This window comes from Pseudomonas sp. WC2 (assembly GCF_050586545.1).
Classification (GTDB): Bacteria; Pseudomonadota; Gammaproteobacteria; order Pseudomonadales; family Pseudomonadaceae; genus Aquipseudomonas.
Window position 1 is genome coordinate 1 of sequence record NZ_JBOBDR010000030.1, and the last position, 17,398, is coordinate 17,398.

Consider the following 17,398-nt stretch of genomic DNA (forward strand, 5'->3'; position numbering starts at 1 on the left):
TTTGCGCTACACCGACTGCCTTCGTGACTCACCGCCGATTGGTCACCTGATCTTCCCGAATATTGGCCGTTTGAATGCCCCGCCCCGCGGACTAGTGTGATTGCACCCCCAATCATCACAGGTAACCCGCCATGAAAGCCCTGCCCTTGCTCGCCGCCGCCCTCACCTTCAGCCTCTGCACCCCAGCCGCTTTCGCCCACGATCCGTCAGAAAAAATCACCGTCCTCCAGGACCAAATGCTGAAAAACGCCCCCGGCAAAAAAGCCATGATGATCGAGGTCGACTACCAACCCGGCCAATCCTCCATCGCCCACAAACACGACGGCACTGCGATGGCTTACGTGCTCGAAGGCGAAGTGATCTCTCAGGTCAAAGGCGAACAGGCGATCACCTACAAGAAGGGTCAGTTCTGGTACGAACCGGCAGGTTCCGAGCATCTGGTCTCGAAAAACGCCAGCCAAACCAAACCGGCCAAGTTGCTGGTGTTCATGGTGCTGTCGCCCGATGAGCAAGTGTTGATCCCGCTGAAAAACTGATGGTTGTTTAGCCAGCCATAAATAAAAAAGCGCAAATCGACGATTTGCGCTTTTTTATATCCCGATGCAATTAACCAGATCGGGTTACAGCAAATAAAACTATCCAGCACAAAACCAGACAGCAAATTGTCAGGTTATTTACAGCGTGACGGGGTTAGTCTGAATTAACTGTCATTAACGATGACAACTTGAAACTTTCCGACTGATGTTGTTTCACGGGAGAAACACCATGAAACTTGCGTTTGCCACCGTCTTGGCTATATCAGTTTTAACCTTGTCCGCGTGCTCGGTCCCTACGGCACCGAAAGCAGTCTCATCTCTCGATACTTTGCTGCCGCATCCAACCGGTCGCAGTAGCGCCACTCAGGTAAAAAGCGGTCCCGCCGTATCGCTCGGCGTGGTCTACAGCCCGAGCACCCAGAACAACCGTGAATATCTGCGCGACTATCAGGCCAACGCCGGCACCGGTTTCGGCCAGAGTCTGCTGGTGCAGCCGATCCACGACGCCTACGTCGCCAGCTCGAAACCGGACATGGCCGTGGAATGGGTGAATGCCTCGCTGCAACGCCAGTTCGGCTCGGTGACGGTCTACCCGGATATGCAAAGCCTGCGCGCGGCCAAACCGGATGTCGCAGCGATCGTCGACACCCACAGCCAGTTGATCACTTCGCGCAGTTCCGATATCAAGGCTGATGTCAGTGCCGATTTCTATGATGCGCAGTTGAACTATATCGGTACGGCGAAAGGCTCCGAGGCAAGAGAACTGACGCCGGTGTGGGCGGACTTCAAGCGGTCGGAAGAGATAGTTGCCGATATTAATCAGCAGCAGGATGTGCAAGTTCGGGCGCTGCAGAAGTTTGACCAATCGCTCAGCAATTTAGTCGCGAGACCTGCGGACAAAGTGTCGATGCTCGATAGTAAACAGGATAAAAACCTGTATTGAATGTAAGGGCGCTTTCGCGAGCAGGCTCGCTCCCACATTTGAAATGCATTCCACTGTGGGAGCGAGCCTGCTCGCGAAGAGGCCAGACCAGACAACACAAAACCCTCAAGCATAAAAAAGCCCCGGCATCTAACGATCCCGGGGCTTTCTCATTCAGCCACTACCTACGCCAATTCAAGCTCGGCATTTGCAGTCATAGCAGGCACAACCGCTTGCCCGCTCAAGGCGAGGTCCAGCAGTTCACGGTTGGCCACCGCGTACATGGCGTAGTCCGTGCCGCTTGCCGCGCGGATTTCCACCAGCATGGCGCGCCAGCGCGAGATCATGCTTTCGTGCTGTTCCATCCACAGCGCCAGGCGTGCTTCCACGTCCAGAGTGCCGTCGCCCTGTTGCAGGACGGAGATGGTGATCGCGCGTTGCTGCCAATCGACGTCATCGCGGAACGCTTCACGGGCCAGGGCCTGCCAGTTGTTTTCAACCGGCAGTGCGCTGATCTGTTGCAGGTACCAGGTGATGTCCAGCGCACTGCCCACGGCGAAGTAGGCCTTGGCCACTTCAGCAGGGTTTTGGCCAGTCACGTCGGAGGCTTCGATGATCGGCAGCAGGGTGTACAGGTGCGAGGTGCCCGCCACCATACGCGCCAGCAATTCCGGTACACCGGCTTCGACGTAAGCCTGATAACGCGCCTGCCAGTTTTCACGGATTTCGCCGCTCAGCAGTTCGTCGAGTTTCAGGCCCAGCTCTTTCAGGTGCGGACCGAAGTGCGCGACGTCACGGGCAGCGTTCTGCTCGTTGCGACGGGCACGCAGGAACCAGCGCGTAGCGCGACGGCCCAGACGCATCAGCTCGTCCATCAGCTCCAGTTGCACATCAGCGGAAACCTGATAATCCAGCGCTTCGATCTGACGGAACCAGTGCGGGAGGTGAAAGATGTCGCGCACGATCACATAAGCGCCAGCCACGTTCGCCGGGCTCATGCCGGTCGACTCTTTGAGTCGTTGAACGAAGGTGATGCCCATGTGGTTGACCAGATCGTTGGCGATCTGGGTGCTGACGATCTCGCGCTTCAGACGGTGACGACGCATGGCTTCGGAGAACTTGCTGACCAGGGTCGGCGGGAACGCCGTTTCCATGTCGCGGGTCAGGTAGTCGTCGTCCGGCACCAAGGAGCCCAACAGCTGCTCTTTGAGGTCGATCTTGCTGTACGAGATCAGCACCGACAGCTCTGGGCGGGTCAGACCGTGGCCTTCGGCAATGCGCTCGTTGATCTGCTCTTCGGTCGGCAGGAACTCGATGGCACGGTCCAGCTTGCCACGGCCTTCCAGATCGCCCATCAGACGCTTGTACTCAGCGATGCGCGCATAAGCGCGACGTGCCGCCAGGGACAGGGCCTGAGTCTGCTTGTAGTTGTTGCCCAGCACCAGATTGCCGACTTCGTCGGTCATGCTCGCCAGCAACTGGTTGCGTTGCTTGTCGGTCATGTCACCGGCCTGAACCACTTCGTTCAGCAGGATCTTGATGTTTACTTCGTGGTCGGAGCAGTCCACGCCGCCGGCGTTGTCGATGAAGTCGGTGTTGGAACCGCCGCCATTCAGACCGAATTCCACACGACCCAGCTGGGTCATGCCGAGGTTACCGCCCTCGCCCACGACTTTGCAGCGCAGTTCGTTGCCGTTCACGCGCAGTGCATCGTTGGCCTTGTCGCCGACATCGGCGTGGCTTTCGGTGCTGGCCTTGACGTAAGTGCCGATACCGCCGTTCCACAGCAGATCCACTGGTGCCTTGAGCAAGGCGTTCAGCAGTTCGGTCGGGGTCAGTTTGTCAGCCTTGATGTCGAAGCGTTCCTGCATCTGCGGCGAGATTGCGATGCTCTTCGCGCTACGCGAGAAGATACCGCCACCTTCGGACATGATGCTGGTGTCGTAATCGGTCCAGGCCGAACGCGGCAGGTCGAACATGCGCTGACGCTCGACGAAACTGGTCGCCGGGTTCGGGTTTGGATCGATGAAGATGTGCAGATGGTTGAAAGCAGCGACCAGTTGCAGCTTGTCGGACATCAACAGGCCGTTACCGAACACGTCACCGGCCATGTCGCCGACGCCCACTACGGTGATGCTGTCTTCCTGAACATTGATGCCGCGCTCGCGGAAGTGACGTTGTACGCCAACCCACGCGCCCTTGGCGGTGATGCCCATTTTCTTGTGGTCGTAACCGGCCGAACCACCCGACGCAAACGCGTCACCCAGCCAGAAGCCGTAGTCGATGGCGATGCCGTTGGCGATGTCGGAAAAGGTTGCAGTGCCCTTGTCCGCTGCCACTACCAGGTACGGGTCGTCATCGTCGTGGCGCACCACGTTCAATGGCGGCACCAGTGCGCCGTCTTTCAGGTTGTCGGTGATGTCCAACAGACCGGAAATGAAGATGCGGTAGCAGGCGATGCCCTCGGCCGCGATCTCGTCACGGCTGCCGCCCAGTGGCAGGCGACGCGGCAGGAAGCCGCCCTTCGCGCCCACCGGCACGATGACCGAGTTCTTCACTTGCTGAGCTTTTACCAGGCCGAGGACTTCGGTACGGAAGTCTTCTTCACGGTCGGACCAGCGCAGACCACCACGGGCAACGTTACCGAAGCGCAGGTGCACGCCTTCAACGCGTGGCGAGTAAACGAAGATTTCGAACTTCGGCACTGGCTTCGGCAGTTCAGGGATCGCGTGCGGGTTGAACTTGAAGCTGAAGTACGACTTGTTCTGGCCGTTGGCGTCAGTCTGATAGAAGTTGGTCCGCAGGGTCGCTTTGATCAGGTCGAGGTAACGACGCAGGATGCGGTCTTCGTTGAGCACCTGAACATCGTCCAGTGCGGTCAGAATCGCTTGCTCCAGACGCTGTTGCTTGTCTTCCAGATCTTCATCGCTGAGCTTGCGCGCCAGATAGAAGCGGGTCTTGAACAACCGGGTCAGTTCGCGAGCGATGTCGGTGTGGTTGTTCAGGGTGCTGGCGATGTAACCCAGGTCGAAGCCCAGACGAATCTGCTTCAGGTAACGGGCGTAAGCACGCAGCAGCGCAACGTCGCGCCATGGCAGGCCGGCGGTCAGCACCAGACGGTTGAACGCATCGTTCTCGGCTTCGCCACGGACGATGTGGACGAAGGCGTCCTGCAGGGTGTCGTTGAGTTGCTGGATGTCGAGGTCCAGACCTTCAGCGGCAGTGAACGCGAAGTCGTGAATCCAGAACTCGCGGCCATTGGTGTGACGCAGACGGTACGGGAATTCACCCAATACGCGCAGGCCGAGGTTTTCCAGAATCGGCAAGACGTCGGACAGCGCCAGCGGGGTGTCGGCGTGGTACAGCTTGCAATGCAGCTCGCGTTGGCCGGAGACCTGACCGAGCGGCTGATAGAAGCTCATCACCAACGGATTTTTTTCGTTGAGGCTCAGCAGGTGCTGCATGTCGACCACGGCCGAATGCGCTGCAAAGCGCTCGCGGTAGCCAGCCGGGAAGCCTTTCGGGAAGTCGGCCAGCACGTTGGTGCCGTGGGCTTCGCCGAAGCTCTCGACGGTCAGTGCGGCGTAATCGTCCTGCCAGCTGCGGCAGGCTTGCACGACTTCTTTTTCCAGCAGCACCGGGTCGATGTCGAGACGGTTTTTCGGATCGACGCGCAGAATCAACTGCACACGCGCCAGCACCGACTCGGAGAAGAACGTCCAGAATTCGCAGTCGGAAGCCTTCAGGCGCTCCATCAGCACTTGCTGGATCTTCTGGCGAACTTCGGTGGAGTAGATATCGCGCGGCACGTAGGCCAGGCAGTAGCAGAAACGACCGTACGGGTCTTTGCGCAGGAACACGCGGATCTTGTTGCGTTCCTGGATCTGCACGATCGACATCACGGTGGTGAACAGTTCGTCGACCGGGGTCTGGAACAGGTCATCACGCGGCAGTACTTCGAGCACCTGCGCCAGTTCCTTGCCCAAGTGAGCCTTGGACTGGAAGCCGGAGCGCGTTTCGATTTCTTCGACCTTGCGGCGGATGAACGGGATGACCCGCACGCTCTCGCCATACACCGACGAGGTGTACAGGCCCATGAAGCGGTGTTCCTTGATGACTTTGCCGTCAGCGTCGATTTCACGGATCGACACGTAATCCGGGTAAGCCGGACGGTGTACACGGCTCGGGTGCGCAGCCTTGGCAAACGACAGCAGGGTCGGTTCGCGCAGGTAGTTCACCGCGTAGTCTTCGATGCGCAGGTCATCGTAGGTCAGGCCGGTGCGCAGCAGTTTGGTCAGGCCGAGGAAGGAGCTCTGGTCGTACTCGATGTGGCCGCCATCGGCCTGATCGGTGACCACGAATTCTTCGTAGCCGAGGAAGGTGAAGTGGTTGCCCACCAGCCATTCCAGGAAGCTTTTGATTTCGTTCTTTTCGTCGGCATCGACGGCGAAAGCGCTGTTGTCGAGCTTGGTGAGGAGTTCCTGCACCTTGGCTTTCATCGGCTCGAAATCGGCGACCGCGACGCGGACTTCACCGAGAACCTGTTCCAGCTCTTTGCTCAGCACATTCAGTTCGGCCGCGTTGGCGCAGCGGTCGATTTCCAGGTACATCAGCGATTCGTGCAGAACGCCTTCGCCAGTGCTGCCCTTCGGCAGGATTTCCAGCAGCTCGCCCTTGCTGCCACGACGCACGCTGAGCACGGTGGTTTGCAGGGTGTGGATGCTGTAGCCGCGACGGTTCAGTTCGGTACGAACCGAGTCGACCAGGAATGGCAGGTCATGGTGCAGGACTTCGACCGCAGTGTGGGTCGACTGCCAGCCATGACGCTCGTAATCAGGGTTGTAGACGCGCACTTGCGGTTGCGCGTGATCGAAGCGCTCAAGCAGGCGCCACGCAGAGAGAGTACAGCCAGCGAGGTCGGAGAGGCGACGTTGAGTCAGCTCGTCCAGAGAAATGATGCCGAAGAATTGTTCAGCGAACAGCGCCACTTGTGGCAGTGCCTGTTCACTGATGTGCTGCGCCAGTGCCGCTTGCAGTTGGTGCTGGAAGTCGGCTTTGCTGGCTGCGGTGAAGAACGCCATCTGTGGTACTCCGCTTAAGCTTGTTATTGATGGAAAGCGTCGCGTGCAACACCCCTTTCGGGGCTTGTGTCGCCCTGTTCCTGATTCTCGGGCAGAGGAAACAGGGGGACAGGTGGGTGAAGCTGGACGAGACACTGAGGTCACATTCACCTTCCATTGAATGAGCATCTGCAAAAGCGACTGCCCAGGCTTGCGACAATGCCTTTACGGGTGCTCATCCGTTGCGCAGCTTAAAGGGTGCGACAATGTGTCTGCTTGCGGTGCTGCGACATATTCGGTCATTGGCACGTAAACAAAGGCCTGTGCAACGATAAACACTAGCAGCCATGAGGAAAAATGACGGCCCGAGTACCCGGTTTTACGGGACTTTCGTGCCAGAAACGGCCTGCGCGACGCTACATATCAGGAAACGAAAACGCTCAGGGACGTTTAATCGACCCTGAGCGTGGCATTGGGTTCAGCGCCAGCGGTTGACGCGGATCAGTCGGGCAACTCTTCGTAGGCTCTGAATTTGCTGATGGTGGCGCAGTCGTAGCACATGGTTTTAAGGATCAACTTGTCCATGCTGGCATCGATGTTGCTGGAGTCGCACTCGCGGCAAAACAGCTTCAAATGCCCGACCAGATCACTGTCGAACGCCGCTGCGGAAAAGAACTGCGGCACCAGTTCATCGCGCCAGTACATCCCCGGCGATTTGGAAAACCCCGCGCCGCTGTCCTTGAGCACCACGTCGTACAACAACCGGCTCAACGCCGATTGCGGTACCCGCGAATCGCGGTGGGCATTTTTGCGCCAGTTTCGCGTCAGGGCATCCTGCGCGGTGCCGAGCATGTTGCGCGGGATGGTGTTGGACGCATGATTGCGTCCTTTGGAATTGCCGGTGGCGTAGAAGTGCGCGGCATTTTTCACCGCCAGACGGGCGAAGTAGTAGAGCTGACTCACGGAAAAATCCTGCAAGAGTTGCCCCACCACCGTTTCAGCACGGGCCTCGGCCGTGAACGTGAAACTGACTTCATTGGCCAGCACGCGGATGTATTGCAGCGACTCTTCCCGGGCCAGATCGAAGATCAATCCGTAGAGCTCGCTCTTCCACGCAGCCTGAACGTCACCGGACAATTCCTGATAGAGCGCCAGGTACAAACTTTCCCGGGTGCAGCGCGCAGTACCGCCAAGCGCGACATTGGGTTGCCAGCGTACCGCCGAATAGTCGCTGATACTGCAACCCTCAGTGCGATCAAACGCCCTGATATCAGAACTCGTCGCAACCGTTAACACGCCGGACTCATGCAGGCTCTTCAGCCTTTCCTCACTGGCCTCGGTGGTCAGTGCGAGATGTTCGTTGCGCGAAGGCGCGCCCAACGGGGCGATCGATTCGATTGGGCTGCCACTGCCATCGTCGAGCAAGGCCAGCAATGTCAGCTTCTGCACAAACCCCAGCGCCGAATAAGGCACTGCCGGGCACGGCGTGCCGTAGCGTGATTCAAGTTCCCGCCGATCACGCTCGGCCTGCGCCGCCAGTTGTTGCTGATGAACTTTGAAGCATGCCTGGCAATTACACGCTGTGCGTCGGCCATTACGGGCGGACGCAGAATAGCGGTGTTCGCACCGCACGCACTTGTACGGATGCCGCAGCGAGACCGGCGTGCCCCGCGCGTGCCGGCGTACCCACATGGGCAAATCGCAGTACGGGCACTTCAGATCCTGACTGACGATCGGTGGCAACACTTTCAGCAAACTGCGAACCGTGGCCGGTATTTGATATTCGGCCATGAGTGCGGCACTTTTTTCCCCGTCCAGATAACGCTGGTAAACCTGCTCGATCTGCTCTTCGGACAAGTGCGCGATTTCCCCGGCGCGTTCAAAATACTGATGCATTGAAAGAGGTCCTTTTTTTCAGTTTTTGTTTACGCACTCCTTTGCGTTCGAACGGCGAAAATAATTGCATCTGCGCGGTGAAAACAAGCCTGAAAACACCAATCACCCGAAATATTCAGCCACTGGAATACATCCTACGGCCCATTTGGAAATTTCCTTATCTGACTTTAGAAAGAGTTGCAGGAAATCCCCTACAAAAGTGAAAAGTCATGAGACGACGCATTGGCCGCTATCATCAGACCCGATTGGGCACCGGAAAACCTGGAGAAAATAAAACCTTTGACCTCCTTGCCCAATTGAAAGACAAGCGCTACACACACTTCAGGGGCTTGCGCGACACCGGCCATAACTTGGTTTAACCCGTGGATCCGTGGACAACAGATCATGATGAAAGAGAAGCCCGCCCAGCCTTTCCCCTGGAAAGCGTTTGGATTGTTCATAACTCCAATTTTTCTCATGAACCTGATGCTTCCGGCGCACCCACAGTCCAGCCTGGACATTGCTATAGATCAATTTCTGGACGACCAGCTATTCGGCGTGATTGGATTCTGGTCATCCTTATTCCCCTTCAGCTCAAAAGTCACAGCAAATTATGTTGCGATTTTTGGGCCACTACTCGCCGCAACTTCAACTTATTACGCCTTCACGAAAAAATTCGAATCGGCGAAATTTACACAACTCACATTGAGACGGTATCTAGGCGTATTGGCTGGAGGTGTAATGCTTCCTGCACTTTTTGTCTGGTTCTTTTATCTAACCTCCACTGACCTCGGAATAGGCAAAGGCAGATATGGCAACTTGTTTGGGTCAAACGTCATCTTTGTTTCCATACCCAACGTAACATTGTCTTTATTTACGTTTGTTGTCGCCCCATTCGTGGTGCATCGCTGCCTCTATTACATTCCGCGCCACCTGATAGAGAAATGGTTGGCTACCCGATAAAATCCTGGGCCAATAGCCCCAAAACACCCTTGGGGTGGCAAACTTACGTTTTTGACCTGCCCTTCAGGAATTCCCCCATGCAAATGACCACCGCCCTGCTCATCGTCAACCCATGCGATGACGAAGAAGACAACATGGCCATGCTCTGCTGCCACAGCGACAAGGGCGACATGTTCCTGATGAGCCGCTATCCGGACGAGGATGAGCTGGAAATCACCCTGGATGGCGAGCCTTCCACGCTGGACGGGGTGAAAGTTACCTTGACCTCGACGCTGCTGAAGATCGAGATCGCGGCGGCGGATGCTGATGCGTTGAATGGGGATGATGTGCTGGAGATCAGTTTTAACCCGGATATGGTGGATATGGATGAGGTGGTTGAGACCCTGAAAAACATCCTCGACGGGACTGGCACCTTCATCAACGAGGCTTGATGGTGCTTCAACCGGCCCCTTCGCGAGCAGGCTCGCTCCCACATTGACGGATGTACGCCGCTCAAAATGTGGGAGCGAGCCTGCTCGCGAAGACGTCCGAAAGAACACCGCACTTTCCCGGCACTACAAAATTCCAACAATTCCCCCAGTCATTTCCCGCACTTTGCGCAAAATGCCGTTAGTCGCCACCCCCCGCGATGGATTAAAGTAACGCCCCCAGCCCCGGCGTTATCCGAACGCCCGTGGCCACCCCTTTCCAGGAACAGTCACCGATGGAACATCGTGAAGCGCTATTGGCGCTGCGAACCTTTCTTTCAACGCAGATTCTCGGCCAGGAAAAACTCATCGAGCGTTTGCTCATCGCCCTGCTCGCCGACGGCCATATGCTGGTCGAGGGCGCTCCGGGTCTGGCCAAGACCAAAGCGATCAAAGAACTCGCCGAGGGCATCGAAGCCCAGTTCCATCGCATTCAGTTCACCCCTGACCTGTTGCCCGCCGACATCACTGGGACCGAGATCTACCGCCCGGAAACCGGCAGTTTCGTGTTCCAGCAAGGGCCGATTTTCCACAACCTGGTGCTGGCGGACGAAATCAACCGTGCCCCGGCCAAGGTGCAGTCGGCGCTGCTCGAAGCCATGGCCGAGCGCCAGGTCAGTGTCGGCCGCAGCACCTATGAGCTGTCGCCGCTGTTTCTGGTGATGGCCACGCAAAACCCCATCGAGCAGGAAGGCACTTACCCGCTGCCGGAAGCGCAACTCGACCGTTTCCTGATGCACGTGAAAATCGGTTTCCCAGACGCCGCCGTCGAACGCCGCATCCTCCAGCAGGCCCGTGGCGAAGCGCTGAACGGCGAGACCAAACCCGAGCGCCGCGTGAGCCAGCAAGCGATCTTCGCCGCGCGCAAGGAAATCCTCGGTCTGTACATGGCCGACGCCGTGGAGGAATACCTCGTGCAACTGGTCATGGCCACGCGCAACCCGGCCAAGTTCGACCCGGAAATGGCCGAGTGGATCGCCTACGGCGCCAGCCCGCGTGGCTCGATCGCCCTCGACCGCTGCGCCCGCGCCCACGCCTGGCTGGCCGGTCGCGACTTCGTCAGCCCGGAAGACATTCAAGCGGTGCTGTTCGACGTGTTGCGTCACCGCATCATTTTGTCGTTTGAAGCCGAAGCCGCTGGCATCGATCAGGATCGCGTGGTGCAGCGGATTCTCGACGTCGTAGCCGTCGCTTGACCCCCATGAACGCCCCCCTGCCGTCCGAACCGGGTGTCCGCATCAGCCTCGCCGAGCTGATCGAGATGCGTCACCGCGTGCGCGAGGTGCAGCTGTTTTCCACGCCGAGTCAGCGCAGCCCGCTGATCGGCCTGCATCACTCGAAATTCCGTGGCCGTGGCGTCGACTTCGATCAGGTGCGGGTCTATCAGGCCGGCGACGATGTGCGCACCATCGACTGGCGCGTCACGGCGCGCACGCAAGAGCCGCACACCAAGCTGTTCCATGAAGAACGCGAACGACCGATTTTCATCATGGTCGAGCAAAGCACGCGGTTGTTTTTCGGCTCGGGGCTGATGTTCAAATCGGTGTTGGCCGCACAAGTCGCGGCGCTGATCGGCTGGGCCGCGCTCGGTCATAACGACCGGGTTGGCGGGCTGGTGTTCGGCGACAACGAGCACTACGAAATCAAGCCACGGCGCAGCAAACAGAGCCTGCTGCAACTGCTCAACCGCTTGGTGAAGGTCAATCAATCGCTGCACAGCGAGCGTGAGCCGGATCGTGATGCGTTTGGCGTGGCCCTGCGCCGCGCCCGTGAAGTGCTGCGTCCGGGCAGTCTGGCCATCGTGATCTGCGACGAGCGCGCGTTGTCCGACAGCGCCGAGCAACAGCTGAGCCTGCTGGCACGCCATTGCGACCTGTTGATGCTGCCAATTTCCGATCCACTGGATCACGCCCTCCCCGCTGCCGGCCTGCTGAGGTTTGCCGAGCGCGGCGCGCAGCTTGAACTCGACACGCTGAACTTCGACCTGCGCCAGACTTACCGCGCTCAGGCCGAAGCGCGCATCGCCCGCTGGGAATTGCTAGCGCAAAAACTGCGGGTGCTGCTGATGCCGCTGAGCACGCAGAGTGAAATGGTCGAGCAGATGCGCGAATTCCTCAATCCGCAGCGTCCGGGGAAAGGTCGATGAACGGCCTCGAACAATTGCAACCGCTGATCTCGCCGCCGCCGATTGCCTTTTGGCCACCGGCGCCGGGTTGGTGGCTGCTGCTTCTGTTGTTGCCGCTGTTGGGTTTCGGCGTATGGAAACTGCGCCGCTTCGTTCCCATGAAAAAACGCCCGATCGTCCGCGCTGAACAACCGCTCGACCCGGTGCGCATCGCCGCCCTCGCGGAACTCGCGCAAATGCCCAAGCCCTACGACGGCGCCCCGGCCGGCGCCTGGCTGCAACAACTCAACGGTCTGCTCAAGCGCTTGTGCCGCAACCACTATCCCTACAGCCAAAGCCACACGCTCAATGGCCGCAAATGGCTGGCGTTCCTCGATAACCGCTGCCCGGCGGCGGGCCTGACGCGTTGGATGGTATTGGTCGAAGGCGCCTACAAACCGGAATGCAAACTCGACGACAAAGCCATCGCCGGCCTGACCCAAGCCGTCGACACGTGGATTCGCAAACATGTTTGAGTTCGCCTGGCCGTGGATCTTCTTGCTGTTGCCGCTGCCGTGGCTGATGCGCCTTGTGCTGCCGGTGGCCGACAGCGGCGAGCCGGCGTTGAAAGTCAGCTTCCTCTCCGACCTCGAAGGTCTTGCCCGCCGTCGCGCCCGTGCCAACCTGCCGGCATGGCGCCAACAAGCGCCATTCATGCTCCTGTGGTTGTTGCTGTTGACCGCCGCCGCCCGCCCGCAATGGCTCGGCGAACCGTTGCCGATTGCCGCCAGTGGTCGTGATCTGCTGGTGGCGGTGGATGTTTCGGGCTCGATGGATTTCCCTGACATGCAGTGGCAGGACGAAGAAGTCAGCCGCCTCTCGCTGGTGCAGCACCTGCTCGGCGACTTCCTCGAAAGCCGTGACGGCGACCGCGTCGGCCTGATCCTCTTCGGCAGTCAGGCATACCTGCAAGCACCGCTGACCTTTGACCGCCGCACCGTGCGCGTCTGGCTGGACGAAGCGCGGATCGGCATTGCCGGCAAGAACACCGCCATCGGCGACGCCATCGGTCTGGGCCTGAAACGCTTGCGCATGCGTCCGGCACAAAGCCGCGTGCTGATTCTGGTCACCGACGGCGCCAACAATGGCGGCGAGATCAACCCACTGACCGCGGCGAAACTGGCGGCCAGCGAGGGCGTAAAGATTTACCCGATCGGTATTGGCGCCAACCCTGAAGACAGCGGCTCGACCGGCCTGCTCGGCGTCAATCCGAGCCTGGACCTCGACGAGCCGGCGCTCAAAGCCATCGCCGAAGTCACCGGCGGCCAGTATTTCCGCGCCCATGACGGCAAAGAACTGCAAGCGATCAAAGACACCCTCGACCAACTCGAACCGGTGACCCAGCAACCGACTCAGGCGCGCCCGGCGCAGGCTTTGTATCCCTGGCCTCTGGCGCTGGCGCTGTGGTTGAGTCTGCTGCTGGTCGCCCGTGAATTGTGGCCGGATAACCCGTTGCAACGCCTGTTCACCAAGGAGCTGTACCTGCAAAGTCCGCTGCCCGACTGGCGTGAACGCTTGAAACGCCTGCGCTTGCGGAGGCGCCGATGATTGCGCTCTGGCCGCACTGGTTCCGCCCCTGGTGGCTGCTGCTGTTGCCGCTGCTCGGCTGGCTGATCTGGCAGCTCTGGCATCGGCAGAAACGCGCCGGACGCTGGCAGATGATTCTGCCGCCGGCGTTCCATGCCGCGCTGCTCAGCGGCGGCAACGGTCGCGACAGCAAACTGCCGTGGATCGCCCTCGGCGCTGCGTGGCTGCTGACGATCCTGGCGCTGCTCGGGCCGAGTTGGGAACGCGTCGAACAGACCAGCCAGAAACCCGCCGCCCCCTTGGTCGTGGTGCTGGAACTGACGCCGGAAATGCTTGCCACCGATTCGCCGCCGACACGTCTGGAACAGGCGCGGCGCAAGCTGTTCGACCTGTTGCAGGCGCGCAGCGATGCCCAGACCGCGATCGTCGTCTACGCCGGCAGCGCACACACGTTGGTGCCGTTGTCCGACGATCTGGCGACCAGTCGCAACTTGCTCGACGCGCTCAAGCCGTCGCTGATGCCGGAGAGCGGCCATCGCGCCGATCTGGCCGTCAGCAAAGCATTGGCCTTGCTGAAACAGGGCGCGCTGGGTCAGGGGCGGATTCTGTTGATCGGCTCATCCTTGAACGAAGAAGAGCGCCAAGGCATTCGCCGGGCGCTGAGCGGTGAATCGGCGCAACTGTTGATGCTCGGCATCGGCACCGCCGAGGGTGCGCCGATTGCGCAGGAGGACGGCAGCTTCCTCAAGGACGAGCAAGGTGCGATCCGTGTGCCGCAACTCGACAGCCCTGGCCTTGCAGCGTTTCTGAACAGCGTCGGCGGCGAATACCACCCGGCACGACTCGACGAAGCTGACCTCGGCGCCCTCGGCCTGCTCAACGGCCCGCGCAGCCTGCGCGACGACGGGCAGACCGTGCGCCTCGACACCTGGGCCGATCAGGGTTACTGGCTGCTGTTGCCGCTGTTGCTGCTCGCCGCCTGCGCCGGTCGACGCGGCTGGCTGTTTTGCCTGCCGTTGCTGTTCTGCCTGCCGCAGCCAAGCTACGCTTTCGACTTCGAAGACCTGTGGCTGCGACCCGATCAACAAGGCTTGCACTTGCTCAAGCAGAAGCGCCCTGCCGAAGCGGCGCAGCATTTTGACGATCACCAGTGGCAAGGGGTGGCGTTGTACGAGGCCGGCGACTACAGTGGCGCCGCCCAGCGTTTTGCCGAAGGCAGTGACGCCCGCGCCCACTACAATCGTGGCAACGCCCTGGCGAAAAGCGGTGAGCTGGAAGCGGCCATCGACGCTTATGAACAGGCCCTGGAACTGCAACCGGATCTGCGCCCGGCGCAGACCAACAAGGCATTGGTGGAAAACCTGCTCAAGCAGAAAAACGCGCCGCCACCCGCCGACCCGGACCAGAAACCGACCGAGCAAAGCCTGCCCGGCGATGAACCGCCGCCCGCGACTGCGCCACCGCCCGCGGTGAAAAGCGAAACCCAGGGCGACACGCAGCCTGCCGAACCGGCCAGCGAACCACCGCCGACCACACCGCCGCAACCGGGCCCCAATGAAATACCGGGCAGCGACGAGGAAGAAGAAACCGACACCGTGCCCACCCTGCGCCCCACCGAGGACAACCTCGAAGGCGAGCAACGTCAGGCATTGGAGCAATGGCTGGGCAAGATCCCGGACGATCCGGGCGAACTGCTGCGACGCAAATTCTGGTACGAACAGCAACAACATCAGGATCAGGAAAACAACCGATGACCCGCTTCACCGTGCTCTTGCTGCCCCTGTTGATCTGCACGGCCACCGCTCAGGCGGCCGAGCTGACCGCCAGCGTGGATCGCAGTCGCCTCAATTCCGGCGAGACGGTCGAGCTCACGCTCGAATCCAGCGACGTCACCCAATTCGGCAAACCTGACCTGACCCCACTGGAGCCGCTGTTCGAAGTGCGCGGCACGCGGCAGGTCAACCAGTTGAACACGCTCAATGGCGACAACCGCGCGACCACGCGCTGGATCGTCACCCTGCTGCCGAAAGAGACCGGCAGTGTGGTGATTGCGCCGCTGCAACTGGGTGACGCGCAAAGCGAGCCGATCACCGTGCAAGTGGTCGAGAGTGACGCTCGCGAAGAACAGAACAACCTCGCCCCGGTGTTCATCGAAGCCAGCCTCGATCAGACCAGCGTCTACGTGCAGGCCCAGGCCATCCTGACCCTGCGTATCTATCACTCGGTTTCGCTGTACGACGACAGCAGCCTGACCCCGTTGCAGATCACCGACGCACGCATCGAGCAGCTCGGCGACACCCGCACCTACGAAAAAGACATCAGCGGTGTGCGCCACGGCGTCATCGAGATGCGTTATGCGATCTATCCGCAGCACAGCGGTTTGCTGAACATCGCGCCACAGACATTCAGTGCCACGCTGGTCGACACTCAGCCGGCGCAGGACGCCGCCGCACAGGGGCCGAAGCCCGGCAAACTGATGCGCGTCAACTCGGCGCAGATGTCGCTGACGGTCAAACCGAAACCACTGACCTACCCCGCCGACGCGCCGTGGCTGCCAGCGCGCAGCCTGACCCTCAGCGAGAGCTGGAACCCGGAACCGGAACACACCCAGGTCGGCGACTCCCTGACCCGCAGCCTGACGCTGAAAGTCGAAGGCCTCGCCGCCTCGCAATTGCCGGCCCTGCCCGCCACCGACGTCAACGGTTTGCGCCGCTACCCCGATCAACCGGTGCTGAGCAATCAAAGCGGCGACCGTGGCCTGATCGGCAGCCGCGAAGAGCGCGAAGCGCTGGTGCCGAGTCGCAGCGGTTCGATCGATTTGCCGACCGTCGATGTGGTCTGGTGGAACACTTTCGAAGACCACCTGGAACACAGCAGCCTGCCGGCACGCACCCTGCAAGTGGCCAACAACCCGAGCCTGCAGGTCGACACACCGGCCGGCAGCCTGCAACCGACAACCGTCGATAGCGATGTGTTGTGGTGGTGGAAACTCAGCACACTGATTTTCGCCTGCACCACCCTCCTCGGCTTCGGCCTGTGGTGGCGCGCGCGTTGGCAACCGGCGGTCCATCGCGCCGCACAAACCGGGCCGAGCCCGCGCACCCTGATGGACGACATCAAACGCGCCAGCCAGGCGAATGATCCGCAGGCGACGCGGCAGGCACTGGATGCGTGGGCGCGGCAGCAGCCGGAGACGCTGGCAGACATGGCGGCGCGGTTTGTGCCGTTGTCGGATGCGCTGGATGGGCTCAATGGCGCCTTGTATAGCGAAACCGGGCAGCATTGGCAGGGTGAGGATTTGTGGCGGGCGATCCGTACCATTCCGGCATTGGAGCGTGTGCAGGATCCGGTGGGTGACAGTGGGTTGCCGCCGCTTTATCCGAAGTAAAAGCAAAAGATCGCAGCCTTCGGCAGTTCCTACAGAGGGTATGTGTAGGCGCTGCCGAAGGCTGCGATCTTTCGATTTTGCTTTAGGGAAAAAAGGCTGAAGACAATCGGAATCAATAGTCGAATTTCGTTTTCACTTGTTCGCCTTCGCGATAGGAGAGAACAAATGCCTTCCAGGGCTCACCGCGAGCGACTGCATGCTCGTGTAATTTTTCTACAAGCGCATAGATTTTCGAATGGTTGAAATCAGTTTCAGCGTCCCAGATTTCTGAGCCATTTTTTTCAACGGCGAGGTCTGCCTCCATATAGTTCCCCCCCCATTCAACGCGGTATCGAAAGGCGTCATAACCGTGAACAATTCCGACCTCAACCAGCTGAAAAAGGGCTGTCACAAGTTCAAAATCTTCAGCAATCACTCTCTGACCTCCGGAAATTGATTGTTCCAATCATCCACTCTTCTAAGTGTGCGCGGAAAAGCTCGACACAGTTGGCCTCGA

Annotated in this window: 13 protein-coding genes; 10 read left to right on the top strand and 3 right to left on the bottom strand. The window is 59.7% G+C overall.

Annotated features, from left to right (window positions below; genetic code table 11):
* Positions 1-131 precede the first annotated feature (131 nt).
* Both ACQ4OE_RS26010 and ACQ4OE_RS26015 read left to right on the top strand, forming a co-directional pair.
* A complete protein-coding gene (locus tag ACQ4OE_RS26010) occupies positions 132-536 on the top strand; it encodes a cupin domain-containing protein (RefSeq protein WP_430948372.1) in 405 nt (134 codons plus the stop codon).
* Between the two features lie 229 nt (positions 537-765).
* Positions 766-1,479 carry an ATPase gene (locus tag ACQ4OE_RS26015; RefSeq protein WP_430948373.1) on the top strand — a complete coding sequence of 238 codons (714 nt, stop codon included), beginning with the start codon at positions 766-768 and terminating at the stop codon, positions 1,477-1,479.
* A gap of 164 nt (positions 1,480-1,643) precedes the next feature.
* On the opposite strand, the gene ACQ4OE_RS26020 is transcribed toward ACQ4OE_RS26015, so the two are convergent.
* Positions 1,644-6,539, bottom strand: coding sequence for an NAD-glutamate dehydrogenase (locus tag ACQ4OE_RS26020; RefSeq protein WP_430948374.1), 4,896 nt, complete (start codon positions 6,537-6,539; stop codon positions 1,644-1,646).
* Positions 6,540-7,019: 480 nt separating this feature from the next.
* Complete coding sequence (locus tag ACQ4OE_RS26025) at positions 7,020-8,414, bottom strand: hypothetical protein (RefSeq protein WP_430948375.1); 1,395 nt, start codon at positions 8,412-8,414, stop codon at positions 7,020-7,022.
* A 384-nt stretch (positions 8,415-8,798) separates the two neighbouring features.
* On the opposite strand from ACQ4OE_RS26025, the gene ACQ4OE_RS26030 reads away from it, so the two are divergent.
* The 8 genes from ACQ4OE_RS26030 to ACQ4OE_RS26065 all read left to right on the top strand — a co-directional run bounded on the left by ACQ4OE_RS26030 (position 8,799) and on the right by ACQ4OE_RS26065 (position 16,902).
* Positions 8,799-9,356, top strand: a complete 558-nt coding sequence (locus ACQ4OE_RS26030) for a hypothetical protein (RefSeq protein ID WP_430948376.1) — start codon at positions 8,799-8,801, stop codon at positions 9,354-9,356.
* Positions 9,357-9,433: 77 nt separating this feature from the next.
* Positions 9,434-9,787, top strand: a complete 354-nt coding sequence (locus tag ACQ4OE_RS26035; protein ID WP_122594297.1) for a hypothetical protein — start codon at positions 9,434-9,436, stop codon at positions 9,785-9,787.
* Positions 9,788-10,059: 272 nt separating this feature from the next.
* Positions 10,060-11,019, top strand: a complete 960-nt coding sequence (locus tag ACQ4OE_RS26040) for an AAA family ATPase (RefSeq protein WP_007913915.1) — start codon at positions 10,060-10,062, stop codon at positions 11,017-11,019.
* Between the two features lie 5 nt (positions 11,020-11,024).
* Positions 11,025-11,969, top strand: coding sequence for a DUF58 domain-containing protein (locus ACQ4OE_RS26045; RefSeq protein ID WP_430948377.1), 945 nt, complete (start codon positions 11,025-11,027; stop codon positions 11,967-11,969).
* Entirely contained in the window at positions 11,966-12,463 is a 498-nt protein-coding gene (locus tag ACQ4OE_RS26050; RefSeq protein WP_430948378.1) for a DUF4381 domain-containing protein, read from the top strand. The genes ACQ4OE_RS26045 and ACQ4OE_RS26050 overlap by 4 nt, the downstream gene beginning before the upstream one ends.
* Positions 12,456-13,535 carry a vWA domain-containing protein gene (locus ACQ4OE_RS26055; protein WP_430948379.1) on the top strand — a complete coding sequence of 360 codons (1,080 nt, stop codon included), beginning with the start codon at positions 12,456-12,458 and terminating at the stop codon, positions 13,533-13,535. Before ACQ4OE_RS26050 ends, ACQ4OE_RS26055 begins: the two co-directional genes overlap by 8 nt.
* On the top strand, positions 13,532-15,268 hold the full coding sequence (locus ACQ4OE_RS26060; RefSeq protein ID WP_430948380.1) for a tetratricopeptide repeat protein: 1,737 nt from the start codon (positions 13,532-13,534) through the stop codon (positions 15,266-15,268). The genes ACQ4OE_RS26055 and ACQ4OE_RS26060 overlap by 4 nt, the downstream gene beginning before the upstream one ends.
* Positions 15,265-16,902, top strand: coding sequence for a BatD family protein (locus ACQ4OE_RS26065; RefSeq protein WP_430948381.1), 1,638 nt, complete (start codon positions 15,265-15,267; stop codon positions 16,900-16,902). The genes ACQ4OE_RS26060 and ACQ4OE_RS26065 overlap by 4 nt, the downstream gene beginning before the upstream one ends.
* Before the next feature lie 112 nt (positions 16,903-17,014).
* Here the strand turns inward: ACQ4OE_RS26065 and ACQ4OE_RS26070 are convergent, their stop codons facing one another.
* Entirely contained in the window at positions 17,015-17,317 is a 303-nt protein-coding gene (locus ACQ4OE_RS26070) for a hypothetical protein (RefSeq protein ID WP_430948382.1), read from the bottom strand.
* Positions 17,318-17,398: the final 81 nt, after the last annotated feature.

What these genes read in the sequence shown, in the direction of transcription:
- ACQ4OE_RS26030 (WP_430948376.1), top strand. Translation starts at nt 8,799, where the DNA reads ATGATGAAAGAGAAGCCCGCCCAGCCTTTCCCCTGGAAAGCGTTTGGA.
- ACQ4OE_RS26045 (WP_430948377.1), top strand. Translation starts at nt 11,025, where the DNA reads ATGAACGCCCCCCTGCCGTCCGAACCGGGTGTCCGCATCAGCCTCGCC.
- ACQ4OE_RS26050 (WP_430948378.1), top strand. Translation starts at nt 11,966, where the DNA reads ATGAACGGCCTCGAACAATTGCAACCGCTGATCTCGCCGCCGCCGATT.
- ACQ4OE_RS26010 (WP_430948372.1), top strand. Translation starts at nt 132, where the DNA reads ATGAAAGCCCTGCCCTTGCTCGCCGCCGCCCTCACCTTCAGCCTCTGC.
- ACQ4OE_RS26040 (WP_007913915.1), top strand. Translation starts at nt 10,060, where the DNA reads ATGGAACATCGTGAAGCGCTATTGGCGCTGCGAACCTTTCTTTCAACG.
- ACQ4OE_RS26055 (WP_430948379.1), top strand. Translation starts at nt 12,456, where the DNA reads ATGTTTGAGTTCGCCTGGCCGTGGATCTTCTTGCTGTTGCCGCTGCCG.
- ACQ4OE_RS26035 (WP_122594297.1), top strand. Translation starts at nt 9,434, where the DNA reads ATGCAAATGACCACCGCCCTGCTCATCGTCAACCCATGCGATGACGAA.
- ACQ4OE_RS26020 (WP_430948374.1), bottom strand. Translation starts at nt 6,539, where the DNA reads ATGGCGTTCTTCACCGCAGCCAGCAAAGCCGACTTCCAGCACCAACTG.
- ACQ4OE_RS26060 (WP_430948380.1), top strand. Translation starts at nt 13,532, where the DNA reads ATGATTGCGCTCTGGCCGCACTGGTTCCGCCCCTGGTGGCTGCTGCTG.
- ACQ4OE_RS26015 (WP_430948373.1), top strand. Translation starts at nt 766, where the DNA reads ATGAAACTTGCGTTTGCCACCGTCTTGGCTATATCAGTTTTAACCTTG.
- ACQ4OE_RS26065 (WP_430948381.1), top strand. Translation starts at nt 15,265, where the DNA reads ATGACCCGCTTCACCGTGCTCTTGCTGCCCCTGTTGATCTGCACGGCC.
- ACQ4OE_RS26025 (WP_430948375.1), bottom strand. Translation starts at nt 8,414, where the DNA reads ATGCATCAGTATTTTGAACGCGCCGGGGAAATCGCGCACTTGTCCGAA.